The sequence below is a fragment of the Flavobacterium panici genome (assembly GCF_024499525.1).
Taxonomy (GTDB): domain Bacteria; phylum Bacteroidota; class Bacteroidia; order Flavobacteriales; family Flavobacteriaceae; genus Flavobacterium; species Flavobacterium panici.
In genome coordinates, this window is sequence record NZ_CP100437.1 from 369809 (window position 1) to 390878 (window position 21070).

Annotated in this window: 22 protein-coding genes; 12 read left to right on the top strand and 10 right to left on the bottom strand. The window is 33.4% G+C overall.

Annotated features, from left to right (window positions below):
* Window positions 1-36: 36 nt before the first annotated feature.
* Genes NLJ00_RS01665 through idi form a run of 3 tightly spaced genes read right to left on the bottom strand, consistent with a single transcriptional unit; the run spans window position 37 to window position 1458 of the window.
* A complete protein-coding gene (locus tag NLJ00_RS01665; RefSeq protein ID WP_053470927.1) occupies window positions 37-495 on the bottom strand; it encodes a peroxiredoxin in 459 nt (152 codons plus the stop codon).
* Window positions 496-498: 3 nt separating this feature from the next.
* The gene (locus NLJ00_RS01670; RefSeq protein WP_053470926.1) at window positions 499-909 is read right to left on the bottom strand and encodes a 6-carboxytetrahydropterin synthase; all 411 of its coding nucleotides are present in this window, start codon (window positions 907-909) and stop codon (window positions 499-501) included.
* A gap of 21 nt (window positions 910-930) precedes the next feature.
* Window positions 931-1458, bottom strand: a complete 528-nt coding sequence (gene idi / locus NLJ00_RS01675; RefSeq protein ID WP_053470925.1) for an isopentenyl-diphosphate Delta-isomerase — start codon at window positions 1456-1458, stop codon at window positions 931-933.
* Between the two features lie 295 nt (window positions 1459-1753).
* On the opposite strand from idi, the gene msrB reads away from it, so the two are divergent.
* Window positions 1754-2308: a peptide-methionine (R)-S-oxide reductase MsrB gene (gene msrB, locus NLJ00_RS01680; protein ID WP_053470924.1), complete on the top strand. Its 555-nt coding sequence runs from the start codon at window positions 1754-1756 to the stop codon at window positions 2306-2308.
* Window positions 2309-2315: 7 nt separating this feature from the next.
* A complete protein-coding gene (gene msrA / locus NLJ00_RS01685; protein ID WP_053470923.1) occupies window positions 2316-2933 on the top strand; it encodes a peptide-methionine (S)-S-oxide reductase MsrA in 618 nt (205 codons plus the stop codon).
* 53 nt (window positions 2934-2986) lie between these two features.
* On the opposite strand, the gene NLJ00_RS01690 is transcribed toward msrA, so the two are convergent.
* A complete protein-coding gene (locus NLJ00_RS01690) occupies window positions 2987-3424 on the bottom strand; it encodes an META domain-containing protein (protein ID WP_053470922.1) in 438 nt (145 codons plus the stop codon).
* A gap of 272 nt (window positions 3425-3696) precedes the next feature.
* Between NLJ00_RS01690 and NLJ00_RS01695 the strand changes: the two genes are divergently transcribed.
* Both NLJ00_RS01695 and NLJ00_RS01700 read left to right on the top strand, forming a co-directional pair.
* Window positions 3697-5100, top strand: a complete 1404-nt coding sequence (locus NLJ00_RS01695) for an aminopeptidase P N-terminal domain-containing protein (protein ID WP_053470921.1) — start codon at window positions 3697-3699, stop codon at window positions 5098-5100.
* Window positions 5101-5287: 187 nt separating this feature from the next.
* A complete protein-coding gene (locus tag NLJ00_RS01700) occupies window positions 5288-6247 on the top strand; it encodes a quinone oxidoreductase family protein (RefSeq protein ID WP_053470920.1) in 960 nt (319 codons plus the stop codon).
* Between the two features lie 354 nt (window positions 6248-6601).
* On the opposite strand, the gene NLJ00_RS01705 is transcribed toward NLJ00_RS01700, so the two are convergent.
* Window positions 6602-7690, bottom strand: coding sequence for a DUF6630 family protein (locus tag NLJ00_RS01705; RefSeq protein WP_256636046.1), 1089 nt, complete (start codon window positions 7688-7690; stop codon window positions 6602-6604).
* 65 nt (window positions 7691-7755) lie between these two features.
* Complete coding sequence (locus NLJ00_RS01710) at window positions 7756-9315, bottom strand: NAD(P)/FAD-dependent oxidoreductase (RefSeq protein ID WP_256636047.1); 1560 nt, start codon at window positions 9313-9315, stop codon at window positions 7756-7758.
* 311 nt (window positions 9316-9626) lie between these two features.
* On the opposite strand from NLJ00_RS01710, the gene NLJ00_RS01715 reads away from it, so the two are divergent.
* Window positions 9627-9866 carry a hypothetical protein gene (locus tag NLJ00_RS01715; protein WP_256636048.1) on the top strand — a complete coding sequence of 80 codons (240 nt, stop codon included), beginning with the start codon at window positions 9627-9629 and terminating at the stop codon, window positions 9864-9866.
* Window positions 9867-9979: 113 nt separating this feature from the next.
* Here NLJ00_RS01715 and recQ read toward each other — a convergent pair whose 3' ends face one another.
* The gene (gene recQ, locus NLJ00_RS01720; RefSeq protein ID WP_256636049.1) at window positions 9980-12175 is read right to left on the bottom strand and encodes a DNA helicase RecQ; all 2196 of its coding nucleotides are present in this window, start codon (window positions 12173-12175) and stop codon (window positions 9980-9982) included.
* A gap of 88 nt (window positions 12176-12263) precedes the next feature.
* Here recQ and NLJ00_RS01725 point away from each other — a divergent pair, with 88 nt between their 5' ends.
* The 5 genes from NLJ00_RS01725 (at window position 12264) to NLJ00_RS01745 (ending at window position 15585) form a co-directional block, all read left to right on the top strand.
* Window positions 12264-13229, top strand: a complete 966-nt coding sequence (locus NLJ00_RS01725) for a KpsF/GutQ family sugar-phosphate isomerase (RefSeq protein WP_053470941.1) — start codon at window positions 12264-12266, stop codon at window positions 13227-13229.
* Window positions 13229-14044 carry a twin-arginine translocase subunit TatC gene (gene tatC, locus NLJ00_RS01730; RefSeq protein WP_180860825.1) on the top strand — a complete coding sequence of 272 codons (816 nt, stop codon included), beginning with the start codon at window positions 13229-13231 and terminating at the stop codon, window positions 14042-14044. Before NLJ00_RS01725 ends, tatC begins: the two co-directional genes overlap by 1 nt.
* Window positions 14037-14387 carry a carboxymuconolactone decarboxylase family protein gene (locus NLJ00_RS01735; protein ID WP_053470914.1) on the top strand — a complete coding sequence of 117 codons (351 nt, stop codon included), beginning with the start codon at window positions 14037-14039 and terminating at the stop codon, window positions 14385-14387. The genes tatC and NLJ00_RS01735 overlap by 8 nt, the downstream gene beginning before the upstream one ends.
* 160 nt (window positions 14388-14547) lie before the next feature.
* Complete coding sequence (gene lptB / locus NLJ00_RS01740; RefSeq protein WP_053470913.1) at window positions 14548-15288, top strand: LPS export ABC transporter ATP-binding protein; 741 nt, start codon at window positions 14548-14550, stop codon at window positions 15286-15288.
* Between the two features lie 75 nt (window positions 15289-15363).
* Window positions 15364-15585, top strand: a complete 222-nt coding sequence (locus tag NLJ00_RS01745) for a DUF5808 domain-containing protein (RefSeq protein ID WP_256636050.1) — start codon at window positions 15364-15366, stop codon at window positions 15583-15585.
* A gap of 40 nt (window positions 15586-15625) precedes the next feature.
* On the opposite strand, the gene NLJ00_RS01750 is transcribed toward NLJ00_RS01745, so the two are convergent.
* On the bottom strand, window positions 15626-16480 hold the full coding sequence (locus tag NLJ00_RS01750) for a glycoside hydrolase family 25 protein (RefSeq protein ID WP_256636051.1): 855 nt from the start codon (window positions 16478-16480) through the stop codon (window positions 15626-15628).
* 10 nt (window positions 16481-16490) lie between these two features.
* Entirely contained in the window at window positions 16491-17204 is a 714-nt protein-coding gene (locus tag NLJ00_RS01755; protein ID WP_053470910.1) for a CDP-alcohol phosphatidyltransferase family protein, read from the bottom strand.
* A gap of 192 nt (window positions 17205-17396) precedes the next feature.
* On the opposite strand from NLJ00_RS01755, the gene NLJ00_RS01760 reads away from it, so the two are divergent.
* Together NLJ00_RS01760 and NLJ00_RS01765 are read left to right on the top strand one after the other, a co-directional pair.
* Entirely contained in the window at window positions 17397-18464 is a 1068-nt protein-coding gene (locus NLJ00_RS01760) for a putative type IX sorting system protein PorV2 (protein ID WP_452124547.1), read from the top strand.
* A 23-nt stretch (window positions 18465-18487) separates the two neighbouring features.
* Window positions 18488-19627, top strand: coding sequence for a lipoprotein N-acyltransferase Lnb domain-containing protein (locus NLJ00_RS01765; RefSeq protein ID WP_180860833.1), 1140 nt, complete (start codon window positions 18488-18490; stop codon window positions 19625-19627).
* 4 nt (window positions 19628-19631) lie between these two features.
* Here the strand turns inward: NLJ00_RS01765 and NLJ00_RS01770 are convergent, their stop codons facing one another.
* Window positions 19632-21026 (bottom strand): exopolysaccharide biosynthesis polyprenyl glycosylphosphotransferase, encoded by a 1395-nt coding sequence (locus tag NLJ00_RS01770; protein ID WP_180860845.1) that lies wholly within the window; start codon window positions 21024-21026, stop codon window positions 19632-19634.
* Between the last annotated feature and the right edge of the window lie 44 nt (window positions 21027-21070).

The following is a 21070-nucleotide window of genomic DNA, read 5'->3' on the forward strand; positions in this document are numbered from 1 at the left end:
ATTAATTAAACAATGATGTAATACTATTTTCTAAATCTACAATACTAATTCTTTTATTATTTCCAGCGCTTTCGGAATATGTTTTGCGGCATTCATACTGTCAAAAATATAAATAACCACTCCGTTTCTGTCAATAATAAAAGTTACTCTTCCCGGCAAAAGTCCGAACAGATTATTTTTCACACCAAAAAGCTGTCTCAATCTTTTATCCTGATCAGAAAGCAAAATGAATGGCAGATTATGTTTATTAGCAAATTTATGATGCGATTTTACACTATCGGCACTTATACCAATTACTTCTGCACCTAATGCTGAAAAATCTTCGTATTGATCTCTAAAGCTGCAAGCTTCTGTTGTACAGCCTGGTGTATTATCTTTTGGGTAAAAATAAATCACTAAAGGTTTTCGTCCTAAAACACTTTTGCTCTCAAAAACTTCTCCGTGACTATCTTTTGCAGTAAAATTCGGAACTATATCTCCTATTTTTAATGACATTTATTATTCTCCTTTATAAGTTACAAAATTGCGGTCTGTTTCATAAAGCACGATTTCTAAATCAAAATCGGGCTGAATTCTTTTTCTAATTTTATTCCATATCACAACCGCAATATTTTCTGCAGTTGGATTCAAATCCTGAAATTCCGGAACGTCCAGATTCAGGTTTTTGTGATCAAACGGAATTTCTACTTCTTCCAGTATAATATCCGCTAATACTTTCACATCTAAAACAAAACCAGTTTCCGGGTCAATTTTTCCTGTAACACTTACTGTTAAACCATAATTATGACCATGAAAATTGGGATTATTGCATTTTCCAAAAACGGCATTGTTTTTTTCTAATGACCAATCTTTCCTATGCAATCGATGTGCAGCATTAAAATGCGCTTTTCTTGATATGGTTACTCTCATTTAGGTCTTTGGTTGGTTTGGTTATAATTTATGGTCTTCGAGATAATGATCAAATTCATCAAAAATTATCTTAAACCATACGGTATAAATTTCGGGCTGTTTTTCAATATCTGCTTTAACATCTTCAATGCTCATCCATTTCCAGTCTTCTACTTCATCCGGATTTATATTAGGTTCTTCATTATAATAGCCAATCATAACGTGATCTAATTCATGCTCTGTTAAACCATTATCAAAAGGAGCTTTATAAATAAAATGAAACAGCTCTTTTAACTCTGCTTTAAAACCCATTTCTTCAAACAATCTTCGGCTTCCTGCCTCAATGTTCGTTTCACCTTCGCGTTGATGACTGCAGCAAGTATTTGTCCACAGTAAAGGAGAATGGTATTTATGATGAGCACGCTGCTGCAGCATAATTTCATTTTTGTTGTTTAAAATAAAAACCGAAAAGGCACGGTGCAAAACTGCTTTTTCATGTGCTTCTAATTTTGGCATTAAGCCAATTTGTTCATCGTTTTGATTAACTAATATTACGTTTTCTTCTGTCATAAGGCGTATTGATAAAACAAAAATACGAAAAAAGAAATGGCTATAAAATCCTGGAAAACATTGTGAAAAGTTTAACTACTGATTACTTTTTATAATATTTTGATTTACAACAATCTATGCTTTATTTCAGAACAAAAATCCACTAAAAATAAGATATAAAAACTACAGCTGTTTGTTTTACGTAAATAATAAAAAGTTAAAACATACTTAAATATATCTGAATTGTAATTTAGGCGACATTTCTAAGCAAAATCTCATCGTATCTTTGAAATTCAGATAAATGATCCAAAAATTTATGAAATCGAAAAACTTAATTTTTAGCCTTTGCTTTTTAATTCCGCTCTTTATTTTACAGGCATGCGGACAAAACACAAAAAAAGAACCTGCAAAAATGGTTACTATGGAAAACAAAATAAGTAAACCCGGAAATCCTTATTATTCAAACACCGATACGACAAAACTAAATGTAAGCAACGCCGAATGGAAAAAGGTTTTGCCCGAAGATGTGTATGCCGTAATGCGTGAGGCTGATACCGAAAGGCCTTTTACCGGAAAATACTGGAACACGGATGAAAAAGGAACTTACTACTGCGCTTCTTGCGGAAACTTACTTTTTAGATCGACTGCTAAATTTTCGAGCAGCTGCGGATGGCCTAGTTTTTTTGAACAAGACAACAAAAAAAGCGTCGTTTATAAAAATGATAATTCACTTGGAATGGAAAGAATCGAAGCGCTTTGCGGACGCTGCGGCGGACATTTAGGCCACTTGTTTGATGACGGCCCGGAACCAACCGGAAAACGTTACTGCATGAATTCGATTGCTCTTGATTTTATTCCTGATAATAAATAATATACAAATGAAAAATATACTTTTAATCTGCCTTTTTGCTTTATCAATAAGCGGTTTTTCACAAAATAAAAAACCAGATTACGAAACTATTACACTTGGCGGAGGATGCTATTGGTGCGTTGAAGCTGTTTACGAAAATCTGGACGGAGTAAAATCTGTTGTTTCGGGATTTTCTGGAGGAAAAACTGTAAATCCATCTTACGAGGAAGTCTGTACGGGAGAAACCGGTCACGCCGAAGTTGTACAAATTACGTATGACAAAAACGTAACAGATCTTAATGAAATCTTTAAAGTCTTTTTTACTGTTCACGACCCAACAACATTAAACCGTCAGGGCGCTGATGTTGGAACGCAGTACCGTTCTGTAATTTTCTACAAAAATGCCGAACAGAAAAAAGCTGCCGAAAGCATTATTGCCGAATTAAACAAAGCAAAAGTGTACAGTAATCCGGTTGTGACAAAAATCGAACCTTTTAAAGCTTTTTATAAAGCCGAAGATTATCATCAAAATTATTATGCAAACAATAAAAATCAGCCGTATTGCAGAATGGTGATTCAGCCGAAAATAGAAAAATTTGAAAAAATTTTTAAAGACAAACTGAAAAAGAAACAAAACAACAGCTAATAAAAAAGGGGAAATGAATCATTTCCCCTTTTCTTATATTATAGATTTTAAAACTATTGTTTAGCCACTTTTTTAAATCGCATTACCGGAATTTTGTCCTGAATTAAATTTAGTTTTCCATCTTTATCAATAGAATAGCTTGTAACATTTTTAATTTGTTTTAAAAATTGCTGTTCTCCGCCGCCTTCACAAAACATCATTGTAGTCGGTCCCGCTTCTCCAAAAGTTAAAGATTTTCCGTTTAAAGTATATGGTGCGCTGTAACCGTTACATCCGTTATTTCCATAAACCCTTTTTTCTTTTTCATCAAAAGTAAGCTGCGGTTTTTTATTTGGATACAATCCCTCAAAAGCAATTCTTGGCCCCGAAATATATTCTAATTCCCAAGTTGTATCATAAATATTGGCAGTGCCTTTTGTATCTTTTGATGCCATACACGAAGTTATTAATAAGGTTAAAACCGATACGATTGCAATAGTATACTTTTTCATAAAATTTACTTTTTAAAAATTAATATATTTTGTTTTTTGAAGATTAAAATTATCCTGCAATATCACTTTCTCAATATTCATGCCTTGTTAGAAACTTTGGCTAAAAAAAATTTATTTTACTATCCGCCAAATTGTAATATTCTGATCTCTAATTTACGCCATTTTATTTAAAACATTATTAACCAAACTCTTAAATTATAATAGGTGATTCTATTTTTTTCGTAATTTGCATCATTCAAAAAACCAAAAATCATCAATAAAAAATCAAAAAAATGAAGCGATTTCTTTTATTCTTTGCCTTTTTAATTAGTGCATTCCAAATTCAGGCACAAGAAAACCTTCCAACAGATTATCTTTCGAAAGAATTTCACAAAGGCCGCCGCGAAGCTTTTAGAAACCTAATGCCGGCTAATTCAGTAGCTGTAGTTTTTTCTTATCCGGAAAGAGTTTTTTCAAAAGACGTTAATTACAATTACCACGCAAATCCAGATATGTATTATCTGGCAGGCTATAAAGAACCAGATGCCGTTTTATTGATTTTTAAAGAAGAACAGGGAACTGAAAAATACAATGAAGTACTGTTTGTGAGAGAACGAAATGCCAACAGAGAAATGTGGACAGGAAGACGTTTAGGAGTTGAAGGTGCAAAATCTAAATTAGGTTTTACAACCGTTTACAACGGAAAAGATTTCAACGATTTTGCTATTGATTTTAAAAAATTCGACAAAATCATTTACGACAATATTCCAACAGATGTTGAAAGCAGTAAAAATATCGACAACTTATATTCCCTATTACAATCTTTCAAAACTAAAGCCGGAATTGAAAAAGAAAATGAAGCTTCTGTAACATTGTTTACTAACATTACCAATTCACTTCGCGAAATAAAAACTCCCGAAGAAATAGTATTAATGCGCAAAACAGTAAAACTTTCATGTGTTGCGCATAACGAAGTTATGAAAGCAGTTGGTCCGGATATGAGCGAAAACGAAGCCGACGGAATTCACGCTTACATTCACAGAAAATATGGTGCTGAAGACGAAGGTTATCCGCCAATTGTTGGTGCCGGAGCAAACGGATGTATTTTACATTACGGAGAAAATAATGCAGTAAAAATCGACAATCAATTATTATTAATGGATGTTGGCTCTGAATATCACGGTTATTCTGCCGATGTTACCAGAACAATTCCCGCAAACGGAAAATTTACCGAAGAGCAAAAAGCAATTTATCAAATCGTTTACGATGCTCAGGAAGAAGTTTTTAAACTTTGTAAAGAAGGAACTCCAATTCAGGATTTAACTAAAAGATCCAGAGAAGTCGTAGCAGCTGGATTAATTAAGTTAGGCATTATTACAGATCCTAAAGATGCCAGAATTTATTATCCGCACGGTTGTTCTCACTTTCTTGGTTTAGACGTTCATGACAAAGGAAATTACAGCGGAACGCTGAAAGAAAATATGATTTTAACTGTTGAACCTGGAATTTATATTCCGGCAAACAGCAAATGTGATAAAAAATGGTGGAATATTGGTGTTCGCATCGAAGATGATATTTTAATCAAAAAAGATTCCTACGAAAATCTTTCTGCAGAATCTCCAAGAAAATGGCAAGATGTTGAAGCTTTAGCCAAACAAAAAAGCACTTTTAATGAAATGAAATTTCCTAAGATATAAATTTGGTTTTTGCCACAGATTAAAAGGATTATAAGGATTTTTTGAAAGTTTAAAACTTAAAAATATAATCTGTGAAAATCTTTTTAATCTGTGGCTAAAAAAACATTTCCAAAGCCTCATTTAAAAAATTAAATGAGGCTTTTAATTTGAATTTTGGCGTACTTTTGTAGTCCTAAAAATTTAAAAAATGAAAGCACTTACCTTCTCCACTTTTGGAGATTCAAATGTTTTAGAATATATCGAAATCCCTAATCCGCAATTAAAAAACGATGAAATTTTAGTCGAGATGAAAGCCATCGGATTAAATTTTGCTGACGTTTACAGACGAAAAGGAAATTATCATTTAAAAGGAAATCCGCCTTTTATCGCCGGTTACGAAGGCGCAGGAATTGTTGTAGATGCTAATAATCATCCTGAATATAAAGTGGGTGATCGTGTGGCTTTTGCCGATGCTCCTTTTGCCAATGCAGAATTGGTTGCCGTAAATATAAATCACGTGCTGCCTTTACCTGAAAATATTTCGTTTGAAACCGCGGCTTCTGTTTTATTACAAGGTTTAACAGCACATTATTTAGCTACAGACAGTCATAAAACTACAAAAGGCGAAACGGTTTTAATTCACGCAGTTGCCGGCGGCGTTGGGCAAATTCTAACCCAAATCAGTAAACTTCTTGGAGCAACGGTTATTGGTTTAACCTCATCTGCCGAAAAAGCAAAAGTTGGTTTTAATCAGGGCGCAGATCATGTTTTTCTTTATAATGACGATTGGAAATCACAGGTTTTTAAAGTTGCTTCAAATGGTGTTGATGCTGTTTACGACAGTATTGGAAGCACTTTAAAGGAAAGTTTTGAAGTCACAAAAGAATGCGGCCAAGTTGTTTTCTTCGGAATGGCGGGCGGCGATCCTGAACCTGTAGATCCAAGAATGTTAATGGATGGTTCTAAAACTTTAACCGGCGGTGATTTATGGAGTTATTTAAATTCTAAAGAAGAAAGAATTAAACGTGCATCTCAATTATTCAATTGGATTACTGAAGGAAAAATTAAACTTTCTGAACCAACTTCTTTTAAATTATCAGAAGGAAAACTGGCACATGATTTCCTGGAAAGTAGAAAAAGTACCGGGAAAATTATTTTGATTCCGTAAATAATAATCTGGGCGTGCCATCAATATAAAAAGGGGCTGACTATGCAATCGCTTAGTCGCCCCTTTTTATATTGCTGTCGGGCTATCCGCGCTACTTCGGTAGCCTGCTCCTATCCCTCACGCGAAAACCTGTTTTGTATATAACAAAATGTATAGTCCCTACGGGACATTTGAAATCCTTTGAAATATCTTTTTCTACCGATATTTAACTCCTAGCGGAGTTGTGATTAAAAAGAATAAATTATCAGGATAATATCTCGTAGAGATTTCATATCGGTAACAAAAAAGAAAACACACTGCACATTTGTCCCGTAGGGACTACACAAATCACATCACCGAATAATTAATCAAGTTCTACAACTTATCAATCTCAATTTTCGTCAATTCAGATAATTCTAAAATCCTGCCAACATCTTCTTTATTAGCAACAAAGAACAAATAATTATCACCATTTGTATTATAACTCATCAATTCAAAACCACGCTTTTCTAATGCCGATTGAATGTATGGAAACAAATCATGGCTATAAGTCTCTTCTGGATATTCAAAATTCAAATCTTCACCAATCATTTCAGAAATGAAATACTCAGCATCTTCGGGATCAAATTTCCAGTCGCTGTTCCAGGCATTTATGTTTTCGAAGAAATCAAAATGTCCTTCAACAATGGTGTGATATTCACTAGAATCTTTTTGGTAATTTTTGAAAAGTTTTTTTGATAACTTTTTAAGTTCTTTATCTTCGATATTTTCTCTTGAAACTAATTTGACAAACTCTTCAAACGTTTTTATTGTAACTTCTTCATTCTCTATTAAATTTTCTGATGAAGGAAGTTCAATACTTTGCGGAATTTCTATATTTAAATACTGGCAGATTCCCTGCAATACTATTTTTAAATTTTTAACTCCAATTTCCTGACTTTCATTCTTTGGATTATTAAAATCTAAAAGCTCACTTTCCAGCAAACCTTTTGTATAATCGAAGAAATGGGTTCCTGAATACAGAATTTTAAAATCATTGATTTCTAAACTATTCGTACCGCAAAAAAAGATAATGAAATTTTTTATGGAACGTTTAAAGAACTTTTTTTCATCAGAAGTAGGCTCAGAATAAAACTGAATGTGTATAAAATCATACTCTAATCCTTCCTGAATCATTTCTTCAGAAAGAACACCAATATTCATTTTTTTATAAAGTTCATTTAAAACCTCATAAGAATTATTGAAACCTGCTTTTTTAATTTCCAATTGGGCCTCTTCATGATCTAATGAACCGGGAAAATAAAATAAATTAACAGAGACATTATCCTGAATTCCTTTTACTTTAAATTCAAGATTGGAATTTTCATTATATAAATAAGAATAAATTGGATCTATAACATCAAAAGAAATAATCGATTTTGGATCGTTATTTCTATTAAATAGATTGGAGAAAAAGTTTTTCATTGGGCATATAATTATTAAAACTAAATATATTACAAATTTTAATAATCAGAAAGCCAAATGACAAGTTACTTCAAAGATTCAGCAATCATTAAAGCACATTTTTCACCATCAATTGCTGCAGAAATAATTCCTCCTGCGTAACCTGCTCCTTCTCCACACGGATATAAACCTTTTATCTGCAAATGCTCTAAAGTATAAGCGTCTCTCGGAATTCTAACTGGCGACGAAGTTCTGCTTTCCGGGGCATGTAAAATGGCTTCATTAGTTAAATAACCGCGCATTGATTTACCAAATTCCTTGAAACCTTCACGTAAAATCTGTGATAAAAATCCCGGAAAAACCTGCCCCATTTCAACCGAGGTTGTTCCCGGAACATAAGATGTTTTTGGAATATCAGCCGAAACTTTATTTTGGGTAAAATCGATCATTCGTTGTGCTGGAACTTTTTGGGTTCTTCCTGCCAAATGCCACGCTTTTTGTTCGATACTTTTTTGGAATTCAACTCCGGCCAAAGCACCAAATTTTGCAAAAGGTTTAAAATCTTCTAATTTCAACTCAATCACAATTCCGGAATTTGCCGTTGCCTGATCACGTTTAGATGGCGACCAGCCGTTTGTAACCACTTCACCCGGACTTGTCGCACAAGGCGCAATCACACCTCCCGGACACATACAGAACGAGTACATTCCGCGTCCGTTTACTTGTTTTACAATTGAATATGGTGCCGGAGGCAAATGTTCGCCACGATAATCACAGCTGTATTGAATACTGTCGATTAATTCCTGCGAATGTTCTGCACGAACTCCCAAAGCAAAAGGTTTAGCTTCGATTAAAATTTTCTTTTTATCCAATAATTCAAAAATATCACGAGCCGAATGTCCGGTTGCCAAAATTAATTTGTTCGCCAGAATCTTATCTCCGTTTTGAGTTACGACTCCTTCAACTTCATTATTTTTCACCAAAATATCAGTAATTCTGGTATCAAACAAAACCTGACCGCCAAACTCAATGATTTTATTTCGAATGTCTTCAATAATTTTCGGAAGTTTATTAGTTCCAATATGTGGATGCGCTTCAACCAAAATATCTTCGGAAGCGCCAAAAGCTACTAAAAGTTCTAAAATTCTAGTTACATCGCCACGTTTTTTAGAACGGGTATATAATTTTCCGTCAGAATAGGTTCCGGCTCCGCCTTCTCCAAAACAATAATTAGAATCTTCGTTTACGATATGTTCACGATTAATTGCTTTTAAATCACGTCGGCGTCCGCGAACATCTTTTCCGCGTTCGATTACAATTGGTTTCAAGCCTAATTCAATTAATTGTAAAGCGGCAAAAAGTCCGGCCGGACCTGCGCCAACCACAATGACTTCTTGCGCAGAAGAAACATCTTTATAAACAGGAAGTTCTATTTTAGTTTCCTGAAACGGTTCTCCTTTTAAATATATAATAACTTTCAAATTGATTTTAATCGCTTTTTGGCGCGCATCAATTGATCGTTTTAAAATGGTAATATGCTGAATTTCCTGCGGAGAAACTTTTATTTGTTTAGACAAATAATCTTTAAGCAGCGATTCGTTTGCTGCAATTTCCGGCGTTACCTGAAGTAAAAGTTCTCTTGGCATTGTATCTTTTTTATTCTATTAGCTTTTCTTTCTATGAAAAGAAGATGCAAAAGTACTATTTTGAAATGAGATTTTATCAATTGTAAAATTTGCCCACAGATTTACGCAGATATAAACAGATTTTATACTTAACATTTTTGTGATCTTTGTTCTTTTTTAGCCACAGATTATTTGGATTAAAAAGATTTTTATCAACAGCGATTAGACGCACTGCAGTGCGTCTCTACAGAAAAAACTCAGAACCTCAGAACCTTTTTTTCAAACTAACCTTTGTACCTTTGCTCCTTTGAACCTTTGCACCTATAAAAAAAATGTCTAGAAAAATAAAACTGATTTGGGATTTCCGTGGTCCGGCTTCTGCAAAAACTGCAGAACATCATGAAATTCACCTAAAAGAATATATCGCAATCGAAAAATTACCTTTAAATATTACGGGTTTTACAATCATAAACGAAATGCAGGCAATCGCTTTTATGGTTGTAACTGATGAAAATATGATTCAGGTAAGAGATGCTTTGAAACCGCATCGTGGGGAAGTTTATACTGAGTAAAATTCCAAACTTGAAGAAATTCCAATAAAAAAATTCCAAATTCCAATGCTTTAGATTGCTTGGAATTTGGAATTTATATTTTTTAATATTCTATTATTTTTGGAATTTGGAATTTAATTAGCGACCTCACTAATAAATTTAATACGCATTAAACGTAATTCATCGATATCATAATCGCCGTCGAATTCTTTTAAGGCGTCTTCGATTTTATCTGATTCTGATTCCATGAAGTAATCGTGAATTTCTTCCTGCTGATCATCGTCTAGCATATCGTCAATCCAGTATTTGATATTTAATTTTGTTCCAGAATATACGATTTGCTCCATTTCTTTGATTAAAGCATCCATTGTTAATCCTTTAGCGGAAGCGATATCACTTAATGGCAGTTTTCTATCAATATTTTGAATGATGTATAATTTATTGGCAGAGTTTACTCCGGTAGATTTTACAACTAAATCGTCTGGACGAATGATATCGTTGTCTTCAACATATCTGCTGATAAGCGTAACGAATTCGCCGCCATATTTTTTAGCTTTTCCTTCACCAACACCATGAATATTATATAATTCTTGTAATGTTATAGGATATTTTAAAGCCATGTCTTCAAGAGAAGGATCCTGAAAAACAACAAATGGAGGAACGCCTAATTTTTTGGCTACTTTTTTACGAAGTTCGCGCAGCATTCCCATTAAAAGTTCATCGGCAGTTCCAGTTGATTTTGCTGACGCTACTATTGCTTCGTCATCGGCTTCACTGTATTCATGGTCTTCAGACATCATAAATGAAACCGGTTTTTTGATAAAATCTAAACCTTCTTGTGTAATTTTGATCACACCGTATGTTTCGATATCTTTTGATAAATATCCGGTTACAAGAACTTGTCTCAATAAAGCCATCCAGTATTTCTCGTCGTGGTCTGAACCTGAACCAAAATAAGGCTGAATATCGGTTTTGTGCGCTTTAATGACCGCATTGATTCGTCCAATTAAAGTAAACACGATTTCTTTTGATTTATAAATATGTTTGGTATCGCGAACAATTTCAAGTAATTTGACCACTTGTTCTTTGGCCTCAATTTTATTTTTTGGATTACGAACGTTATCGTCCATATCTGCACCTTCTCCGGTTTCGCTGTCGAATTCTTCTCCAAAATAATGCAGAAGAAATTTTCTACGCGACATTGAGGTTTCGGCGTAAGCCACAACTTCCTGTAAAAGGGCAAAACCAATTTCCTGTTCTGCAACTGGTTTTCCGGACATAAATTTCTCTAACTTTTCTACATCTTTATAAGAGTAATAAGCCAAACAATGTCCTTCTCCTCCATCACGACCGGCACGACCCGTTTCCTGATAGTAACTTTCTAATGATTTTGGAATATCGTGGTGAATTACAAAACGAACGTCTGGTTTATCGATTCCCATTCCGAAAGCGATTGTTGCTACAACGACATCAACATCTTCCATAAGGAACATATCCTGATGTTTTGCTCTCGTTTTGGCATCTAAACCTGCGTGGTAAGGAACAGCGCTGATTCCGTTTACTTGTAAAACTTCGGCAATCGATTCTACTTTTTTACGGCTTAAGCAGTAAATAATTCCAGATTTGCCTTTATGTTGTTTGATAAACCGAATAATATCTGATTCGATATTTTTCGTTTTCGTACGTACTTCGTAATATAAATTTGGTCTGTTAAATGATGCTTTAAAAGTATTTGCATCAGACATGTCCAGATTTTTAAGAATATCTTCCTGAACTTTTGGGGTTGCAGTAGCGGTAAGTCCAATAATTGGCACTTTACCTAATTGTTTAATAATACTTCTCAGGTTTCTGTATTCCGGCCTAAAATCATGCCCCCATTCTGAAATACAGTGTGCTTCGTCAATCGCAACAAAAGAAATAGGCACACTTTGCAAAAAGGCTACATATTCTTCTTTCGTTAAAGATTCGGGAGCAACATACAAGAGTTTGGTTAAACCAGAACTAATGTCTTTTTTTACTTGTGCAATTTCTGTTTTGGTAAGAGAGGAATTCAGCACATGCGCAATTCCGGTTTCTGAAGAAAGGCTTCGAATCGCATCTACCTGATTTTTCATCAAAGCAATTAAAGGAGAAACAACAATAGCTGTTCCGTCCTGAATTAAAGCGGGTAATTGATAACAAAGAGACTTACCGCCGCCCGTAGGCATAATTACGAAAGTATTCGTTTTACCTAAAATACTCGTAATGACTTGCTCCTGCAAGCCTTTAAATTGGCTAAAGCCGAAATACTTCTTTAATTCCTTGTGTATTTCAATTTCGTTTGAATTCATTCTTTATTTAAATGGATATTTTTGTATAAATTTGCAACACATAAAGATACAACTTTCTTTTATACATACAAATTTTAAATATTCTGTTTTGATCTCAAAGGAAAATATACTGGCAATCGCCAAAAAAACCATACTCTCTGAAAGTGAAGCAATTATAAAATTAATTGATTTTCTGGACGAAAATTTCTTCGAAGCAACACAACGTATTTACGAAACTAAAGGCCGATTGATCGTTACCGGTATAGGAAAAAGCGCCATAATTGCTCAAAAAATGGTGGCTACTTTTAACTCCACCGGAACACCTTCAATGTTTTTGCATGCTGCAGAAGCAATTCATGGCGATTTAGGGATGATACAAAATGACGATATCATTATCTGTATTTCAAAAAGCGGTAACAGTCCGGAGATCAAAGTTTTGGTTCCGTTATTAAAACGTTTTGGGAATACCTTAATTGCTATTACCGGAAATGTAACTTCATTTCTGGCTAAAGGTTCTGATTATGTTTTAAACACAACAGTTGACACAGAAGCCTGTCCTATAAATTTAGCACCAACAAACAGCACAACAGCACAACTTGTAATGGGCGACGCTCTGGCAGTTTGTTTAATGGAAATGCGCGATTTTAAACCAGAGGATTTTGCAGTTTATCATCCGGGAGGTGCTCTAGGAAAAAAACTTTTGCTTCGTGTAAAAGATATGATCGAGCATTCGTTAAAACCAGCTGTTTCTCCAGATACTTCAATCAAAAAAGCAATTTTCGAAATTTCTGAAAAAAGACTTGGTGTGACTGCGGTTATTGAAGACAATAAAATTGTTGGAATTATTACGGATGGAGACATCCGAAGAATGCTAAATGACGTAGATACTATTGCTGACTTAACTGCAAGAGATATTATGTCTAAAAATCCTAAATTAGTGTCTTCTGAAACTATGGCGGTTGATGCTTTAAATATTTTAGAAGATTTTTCTATTACACAGCTTATCGTGGCTGACAACGGCGAGTACAAAGGAGTATTACATTTACATGACATTTTAAAAGAAGGAATCGTATAATGGCAAAGAAAAACCTTGGCGAGATGTCATTTTTAGATCATCTTGAAGAACTAAGATGGTTATTAGTTAGAAGTACAATTGCAATATGCATTATGGCATTTGTTACTTATTTTATTAGTGATTATTTATTTGATCAAATTATTTTAGGACCTACAAGACCTAGTTTTTTTACTTATGTCTGGTTTTGTGATTTATCACATCAATTAGGCTTTGCAGACAGCATTTGCATTACCAAACTAAACTTTATCATTCAGAATACTGAAATGGAAGGGCAAGTAAATATATTTGTCTGGATGTGTCTTTTGGCTGGTTTTATTTTAAGTTTTCCTTACATTTTATGGGAACTTTGGAAATTTATCAGTCCGGCTCTTTATGAGAAAGAAAGAAAAAATGCTAAAGTATTTATATTCACTTCTTCACTGCTTTTCTTTTTAGGAGTAATATTTGGTTATTATGTTGTAATACCGATGTCTGTAAATTTCGTAGCCACTTTCTCTATTAGTGAAATGGTAATCAACCAGTTTACTTTAGACTCTTATATGGGAATGGTAAAAACGAGTATTTTGGCAAGTGGATTGTTTTTTGAATTGCCAATTATCATTTATTTCTTAACTAAATTAGGATTAGTAACTCCTGATTTTTTAAGAAAATATTGGAAATATGCTGTTGTAATTATCTTAATTATTGCTGCAATTGTGACTCCGCCAGATGTGGTGAGCCAGACTATTGTTGCAATACCAATGTTACTTATCTACGAAGTAAGTATCCTGATTTCAAGGATTGTTTATAGAAATAAATTAAAAGAAAATGTCTGAATTAATTCAAGAATTTAACGACTATCGTTCTAAAATGAACGAAAAACTATTAGCTGACAATAACAAAATTGTAAAGCGAATTTTTAACCTTGACACTAATGCTTATGCAGAAGGAGCTCTTGATGTAAAAACAAAAGAACTTTTAGGTTTAGTTGCATCGACAGTTTTGCGTTGTGACGACTGTGTAAAATACCATTTAGAAACGAGTTATAAAGAAGGTGTTTCTAAAGAAGAAATGATGGAAGCAATGGGAATCGCAACTCTTGTTGGAGGAACAATTGTAATTCCGCATTTAAGAAGAGCTTACGAATTCTGGGAAGCTTTAGAAGAACAAGGCAAATAATTAGAGAATGAGATAATTAGTCAATTAGATAATTTTCATACAATATGTTAATTCGTTTAATTGATTAATTTATTTTATCTTATTTTGCCAACAGAGATAATAATTATCTCATTATCAAATTGACACATTATCTAATTAAGATATTATCTAATTAAAACAAATGAAGCTAAGAGCCGATAATTTAATCAAAACCTACAAAGGCCGAAGTGTTGTAAAAGGAATTTCTGTTGAAGTAAATCAGGGAGAAATCGTTGGACTTTTGGGGCCAAATGGTGCCGGAAAAACAACTTCTTTTTATATGATCGTAGGATTGGTAAAACCAAATTCAGGAAACATTTATCTTGATGATTTAAATATTACCGATTATCCTATGTACAAACGTGCACAGCAAGGAATTGGTTATTTGGCACAGGAAGCTTCTGTTTTTAGAAAATTAAGTATTGAAGATAATATTTTAAGTGTTTTACAATTAACTAAACTTTCTAAAGAAGAGCAGATTGCTAAAATGGAAAGTTTGATTGAAGAATTCAGTTTAGAACATATTCGTACTAACCGCGGAGATTTACTTTCTGGAGGAGAACGTCGTCGTACTGAGATTGCCCGTGCCTTAGCAACAGATCCAAAATTTATTTTATTGGATGAGCCTTTCGCAGGAGTTGACCCGGTTGCGGTTGAGGATATCCAGAGAATTGTAGCACAGCTAAAAAATAAAAATATCGGAATCCTTATTACGGATCACAACGTTCAGGAAACTTTAGCGATTACAGATAAAACATACTTAATGTTTGAGGGAGGAATCCTGAAAGCGGGAGTTCCGGAAGAATTGGTTGAAGATGAAATGGTTCGCCGTGTTTATCTTGGGCAAAACTTCGAACTTCGTAAAAAGAAATTGGAGTTTTAAGAAGTATTCAGTTTTCAGTCGCAGTTTTCAGTTTTTGACTGCGACTGAAAACTGTGACTGAAAACTTTTAAAGATATGAATTCAGAAAAACCAACTCAGGAAGATTACGACAATTGGCAAAAAGATCCAAACAATTGGTATTTGTTCTGTTTTTACTATAACCCTAAAGACAGCAGATTATTTCCTCCTAAAAGAATACCATCTATGGGTTACACCATTAATTTTGCCAATCCTTTTTCTGCTTTAATTATTTTAGCCTTACTTTCAATAGCTGTACTGGGATTATTATCCAGATGATAATATCAGTCAAACTGAAAACTGCGACTGTGACTGAAAACTACTCCACAGTAATAAACTGCAGCTGTTCTAAATCGCCATTGTAAATATTAACATCAACTCGGTGTTTGATTCCCGGCAGAGAAGCTTTTTCTGTAAACTGCCAAAACAGCCAGTCATCTTCAATTTTTTCCCGGTAGAAATTGTAATTGGCAATCCAAAACAAATATTCTCCAAATTCTTCTTTTAAGAAATCAGAATAATATCTTTCTCCTGAATAAATTATTGGGCGTACCTGATAATGTTTTTCCACTTTAGTTAACCAACGCTTTAAACCTTTTTTTAAACTGTCCAGAGGCTGATTTTTTGGTAATTTCTCTATGTCTAAAACTGGAGGTAAATCTCCCTTTTGCAATTTTACGGTTTTAATAAAAAGATTGGCCTGCTCTATTGAGTTTTCATTTGGGCGATAATAATGATAAGCGCCGCGCATGATTTTATTTTCTTTAGCGCCTTCCCAATTACGTTTAAACTGACCATCAACGCGATCGTTGCCGGCAGTTGCGCGAATGAAAACAAATTGTACTGGATATTTTTCGTCAAGGATTTCAACTTCATCCCAATCGACTTTTCCTTGAAACTCAGACACATCAATTCCAACCACTTTTCCTTTGTGATTTTCGAGAACACGAATATTTCTCACATCAGAAAGATGTTTGTCTACCTCATCTTCATCTAAAACTTTTTCTGATTTAAATCCTAAATAATAAGCTAGTCCTTTTCGATAATGATAAACAATTCTAATGAAAAGAAGCGCAAAGAAAATTAATAAAAGAGATCGAAAAAGCCTGCTTAGCAATGATCTTCCTGCGGGTTTTCTTGAATATGTTTTACGATAAGTCGTTTTTCTTGCCATTCGAATAAAACTACTTTTTTTTCAAAAACAAATTATTTACGATCGATAGTAAAACGTAAAAAATGATGATTAATGGAACGGCTCCGAAATGGAATAATAAAAGTAAAACGAAAGAAATCAAAAGAAATACGATCTGCAAAGCATTATCTTTTAAATTAAACTTCTTAACTTTTAAAGAGAACAATGGGATTTCGGCATTCAAAATATAGGCACTGCATAAAGTGATTGCTAATAAAACGTATTGGTTTGTCAGGATTTCAAGCAATAATAAAGAATCTGAAAACTTTAAAACTAACGGAAGACTCAAAATAAAAAGAGAATTTGCCGGAGTTGGCAATCCTATAAATGAATCTGTCTGACGTGTATCAATATTAAAATTAGCTAAACGATAACAAGAACCTAAAGTCACGATAAATCCTAAAAACGGAATAAAAGCATTTGTTCCTAATTCGTGTGCGCTGTTTGTAAACAAACTGTACATAACATAACCTGGAGCAACTCCGCTAGTTACCATATCTGCCAAAGAATCTAACTGCAATCCAAGCGGGCTTGAAACTTTGAATAATCTGGCGAAAAAACCATCAAAAAAATCAAAAAAGATTCCTAAACAAACCATGTAAAAAGCCATTTCGTAGTTGGCTTCAGAAATAAAAACTATTGCAATGCAGCCACAAAAAAGATTAATTAATGTAATTAAATTCGGAATGTGTTTTTTGATATTCATGTTTTATAAATTTTGATAATCTTGGAGAACAAATTTAGCATAATATGCACATGAAAAACGTGTTTTCGCAATTGTTTTTTATTTGAAATTTTAACTTTCGCAATATTTCTAAAAAGGAAGAAATTAGATGGGTAAAATATTATATTTTTGATGAAAATTAAAAACAGGCATTAGTCTGCAAAAAAACAGCTTTTGAAAAAACTTTCTGCGTTTTTATTATTTTGGAGTTTTACTTCGCAATATGCACAAACCGTTCGAAAATATTCGAATGAGTTTATGAATATTGGTGTCGATGCGGCAGCGTTAGGAATGTCTAGTGCTGTGACGGCTTCTACAAATGATGTGAATGCTGTTTACTGGAATCCGGCTGGTTTAACGCATCTGGAAGATCATCAAGTTTCGTTAATGCATGCCAGTTATTTTGCCAATATTGCGCAATACGACTTTATTGGGTACGCAAGTCCTATTGATGATCGAAGTGCCTGGGGAATTTCGATGATTCGTTTTGGTGTCGATGACATTATGGATACGACGCAATTAATCGACAGTCAGGGAAGTATTGATTATAACAGAATTCGTCTATTTTCTACTGCCGATTATGGTTTTACTTTTTCATACGCAAGAAAACTTCCTGTTGAAGGATTTCAATATGGTGTAAATGCCAAAATCATTCGAAGAGTGATTGGAAAATTTGCCAATTCTTGGGGTTTTGGTTTTGATGTCGGACTTCAGTTTGAACATAACGACTGGAAATTCGGATTAATGCTTCGTGATATTACAACAACTTATAATGTTTGGAATATTGATGAAGAAGAATATGCAAAAATTGCCAATGCTATTCCGGGAGAAAACAATGAATTACCAGAAAGTACTGAAATTACTTTACCAAAAGCACAATTGGGGGTTTCTAAAAAATTCGAATTTCATGATGATTACAGTCTTTTGGCAGCAGGAAATTTAAACATGCGTTTTGAACAGACAAACGATATTATTTCGTCTAAAGTTGTGAGTATTGATCCTGCACTTGGTTTTGAATTTGGCTATACAGATATTGTGTTTTTAAGAGCCGGAGCGGGAAATTTTCAGAATGTAATGCAGCTGGATAATACTGAAAAATTAAGTTTTCAGCCCAACATTGGTCTTGGATTTAAATACAAAGGCATTCAGATTGATTACGCTTTGACTGATTTAGGAAATCAAAGTGCAGCTTTGTATTCGAATATTTTCTCTATAAAAGTTGATCTTGGTATTTTTAGATAATAAACTTCTTAAAATTTTAAATTATGAAAAAAGTCCTTTTACAAAAAACACTTTTTAGTTTACTATTATTACTAAGTTTTACCATTGGCTTTGCTCAAAATATCCCATTATCAAAATATGCTAAAATAAGTGTCATTACCTGCGGATTAGGAAATGAAACGTATTCTTATTTTGGACATACAGCCATTCGTGTTGCAGACCCAATAAACAATCTTGACGTAGTTTACAATTACGGTGCTTTTGATTTTAGAACGCCAAATTTTGTTGCCAAATTTACAAAAGGCGACTTGCAGTATTTTGTAGTTGCTCATTCATTTGCGGATTTTCTAAATGATTATACTTATGAAAAAAGAAGTGTTTTTGAACAGGAATTACTTCTTTCCCCTGAATTAAAACAGAAGCTTTTTGACAAACTAAATACTGTTTTATTATCGGAAGAACGTTACTACACTTATAAGTTTATTGATAAAAATTGTACATCAATGGTTGTTGATGTTATCAATTCAACTTTAGGCGGGAATGTAATTGTAAAAAAGAATGATACTGATAAAACTTATCGCTCTGTTTTGTTTCCTTATTTTAAAGGGCATTTTTATGATCAATTAGGAACCAGTATTATTTTTGGAACTAAAGTTGATCAATTAGCCACCAGAATTTTTCTTCCTTTTGATTTAAAAAACAGTTTAGACGAAACGACTTTTCAAGGTCGCCTTTTAGCAGGAAAGAGTAAAACCCTTTTAAGTTTTGAAAAAGAAACTCCAACTTCTTGGTGGAATAACATTTATACTTATTTGTTTATTTTAGGGGTTGTGGTTGTTGTACACAACAAAGTTGTAGACAAAATCTATCTTTTGATTTTATCTTTAATGGGAATCTTTTTTGTTTCGGTTGGATTTTATTCTTTTCACCAAGAACTGGCGATGAATTATAACGTGTTACTATTTAGTCCGCTTTTACTGCTTTTGATTTTCTTTTCGATCGCAAAAAACAAAAGATGGACTTATAGGTTTGCTGTTTTACATTTAATTTTTCTAGTAGTTTACAGCTTATTTATGATCAATAAGGCACATTTTTTAATTGTACTGCCAATGATCATTACAAGTGGTTTTGTCTTGGTAAGAGTTGTGATACGAAACGTAAAACGTATACCAATAATAATCTAATAATTTATTGGCCTCTGTAAAATAAAACAGTCGTAATTGTTTTAAAAGTAATACTTAAATCAAGGAAAACACTTCTATGTTTGATGTAGTATAAATCGTATTGTAGTTTTATCAAACTCTCATCAATCGATTCTCCATAGGAGTAATTTACTTGTGCCCAACCGGTAAGTCCGGGTTTTATTACATGGCGAGTTTCGTAAAAAGGCATTACTCTGGCTATTTCCTCCACAAAAAATGGTCTTTCAGGTCTTGGACCAATTACAGCCATATCTCCTTTTAAAACATTATAAAACTGCGGTAATTCATCTATTCTGGATTTACGCATGAATTTGCCAAAGGGTGTAATTCTTTTATCATTAAAAACGGCAAAAACAGCACCATTTGTTTCAGAAGCTTCAATCATGGTTCTGAATTTATAAATCTTAAAAACATTGCCATTTTTTCCAACACGATCTTGCGTATAAAAAAGACGGCCTTTGTTTCCAATAAGATTGGCGATAAAAATAAAGGGAATGAAAACCGTGCAGATTATTAAACCGACAAAAGAGAACAAGAGTTCTATAAAACGTATTAAAAACAAGTACAATTTATTGTTATTGCTGCGGCTGAAAGGAAAGAAACGATAAAAATCACGGGCTATATAATGTACCGGAATACGTTGTGTTTTACTTTCATAAACCTGAGTATATTCTCTAATAACATTTCCGGATTCCAGTAAATGAAGTAATTGCTGGTATAAGTCGGCAGTAATTCCATCTGTTTTTTGGGAAGCAATTACAATTTCTGAAACGCTGTTTTTGACTACAAAATCTTCTAATTCACTTTTATCAATTTCTTTTACATAATGAAAATCAGAATTTGTTGTCGAAAGTGAATCAGAATTAACAAACCCTATAATTTTATAATGTGGGTCAACATTTTCTAATCCTAACACTAATTCTTCTACTTCACCTTGATCGCATATTAAAACAACATTTTGCGAAAAACGATGTGATGCCAGAAATAATGCATAAAAGGAACGCCATAATAACACAACCAGTAATATTGTTAAATAAAAAATCAATATTATTAATCGCTGCTTTGGAAGTTCTGGAGATAAAACTGGTGTAAGTAAATATACCAGAACGGTTGTAGAAACTGAGAGAACAACACTTTTAAGTATTTGAAACTGATTACTTGCGACCTGTAAATTATACATTTCGAAAATTGTTCCAAAAATGAACAAATAACCAATAAGTATAATGGGTCTGTAAATAATTTCAATTTCTAAAGCAAAATAATGATAGTCAAAAAAGAAACTTAAAAAATACAATGCAGACAAAAGGAAAATAGCATCAAAAGCAAAAAGCAAAACTTTTCGTTCTGAAATTTCAAAATGCATTTTATAGGTTGAACGCATATTATGGCAGGTTTAGGGGCTTAAACTTGGGGCAAATTTATTAT

Coding starts and splice junctions, on each gene's coding strand:
- msrB (WP_053470924.1), top strand. CDS start 1,754: ATGAAATCGAAAAACTTAATTTTTAGCCTTTGCTTTTTAATTCCGCTC.
- NLJ00_RS01765 (WP_180860833.1), top strand. CDS start 18,488: ATGAAAAAAGTCCTTTTACAAAAAACACTTTTTAGTTTACTATTATTA.
- NLJ00_RS01755 (WP_053470910.1), bottom strand. CDS start 17,204: ATGAATATCAAAAAACACATTCCGAATTTAATTACATTAATTAATCTT.
- NLJ00_RS01750 (WP_256636051.1), bottom strand. CDS start 16,480: ATGGCAAGAAAAACGACTTATCGTAAAACATATTCAAGAAAACCCGCA.
- NLJ00_RS01705 (WP_256636046.1), bottom strand. CDS start 7,690: ATGAAAAACTTTTTCTCCAATCTATTTAATAGAAATAACGATCCAAAA.
- idi (WP_053470925.1), bottom strand. CDS start 1,458: ATGACAGAAGAAAACGTAATATTAGTTAATCAAAACGATGAACAAATT.
- NLJ00_RS01700 (WP_053470920.1), top strand. CDS start 5,288: ATGAAAGCACTTACCTTCTCCACTTTTGGAGATTCAAATGTTTTAGAA.
- tatC (WP_180860825.1), top strand. CDS start 13,229: ATGGCAAAGAAAAACCTTGGCGAGATGTCATTTTTAGATCATCTTGAA.
- msrA (WP_053470923.1), top strand. CDS start 2,316: ATGAAAAATATACTTTTAATCTGCCTTTTTGCTTTATCAATAAGCGGT.
- NLJ00_RS01715 (WP_256636048.1), top strand. CDS start 9,627: ATGTCTAGAAAAATAAAACTGATTTGGGATTTCCGTGGTCCGGCTTCT.
- recQ (WP_256636049.1), bottom strand. CDS start 12,175: ATGAATTCAAACGAAATTGAAATACACAAGGAATTAAAGAAGTATTTC.
- NLJ00_RS01745 (WP_256636050.1), top strand. CDS start 15,364: ATGAATTCAGAAAAACCAACTCAGGAAGATTACGACAATTGGCAAAAA.
- NLJ00_RS01670 (WP_053470926.1), bottom strand. CDS start 909: ATGAGAGTAACCATATCAAGAAAAGCGCATTTTAATGCTGCACATCGA.
- lptB (WP_053470913.1), top strand. CDS start 14,548: ATGAAGCTAAGAGCCGATAATTTAATCAAAACCTACAAAGGCCGAAGT.
- NLJ00_RS01770 (WP_180860845.1), bottom strand. CDS start 21,026: ATGCGTTCAACCTATAAAATGCATTTTGAAATTTCAGAACGAAAAGTT.
- NLJ00_RS01665 (WP_053470927.1), bottom strand. CDS start 495: ATGTCATTAAAAATAGGAGATATAGTTCCGAATTTTACTGCAAAAGAT.
- NLJ00_RS01695 (WP_053470921.1), top strand. CDS start 3,697: ATGAAGCGATTTCTTTTATTCTTTGCCTTTTTAATTAGTGCATTCCAA.
- NLJ00_RS01690 (WP_053470922.1), bottom strand. CDS start 3,424: ATGAAAAAGTATACTATTGCAATCGTATCGGTTTTAACCTTATTAATA.
- NLJ00_RS01735 (WP_053470914.1), top strand. CDS start 14,037: ATGTCTGAATTAATTCAAGAATTTAACGACTATCGTTCTAAAATGAAC.
- NLJ00_RS01710 (WP_256636047.1), bottom strand. CDS start 9,315: ATGCCAAGAGAACTTTTACTTCAGGTAACGCCGGAAATTGCAGCAAAC.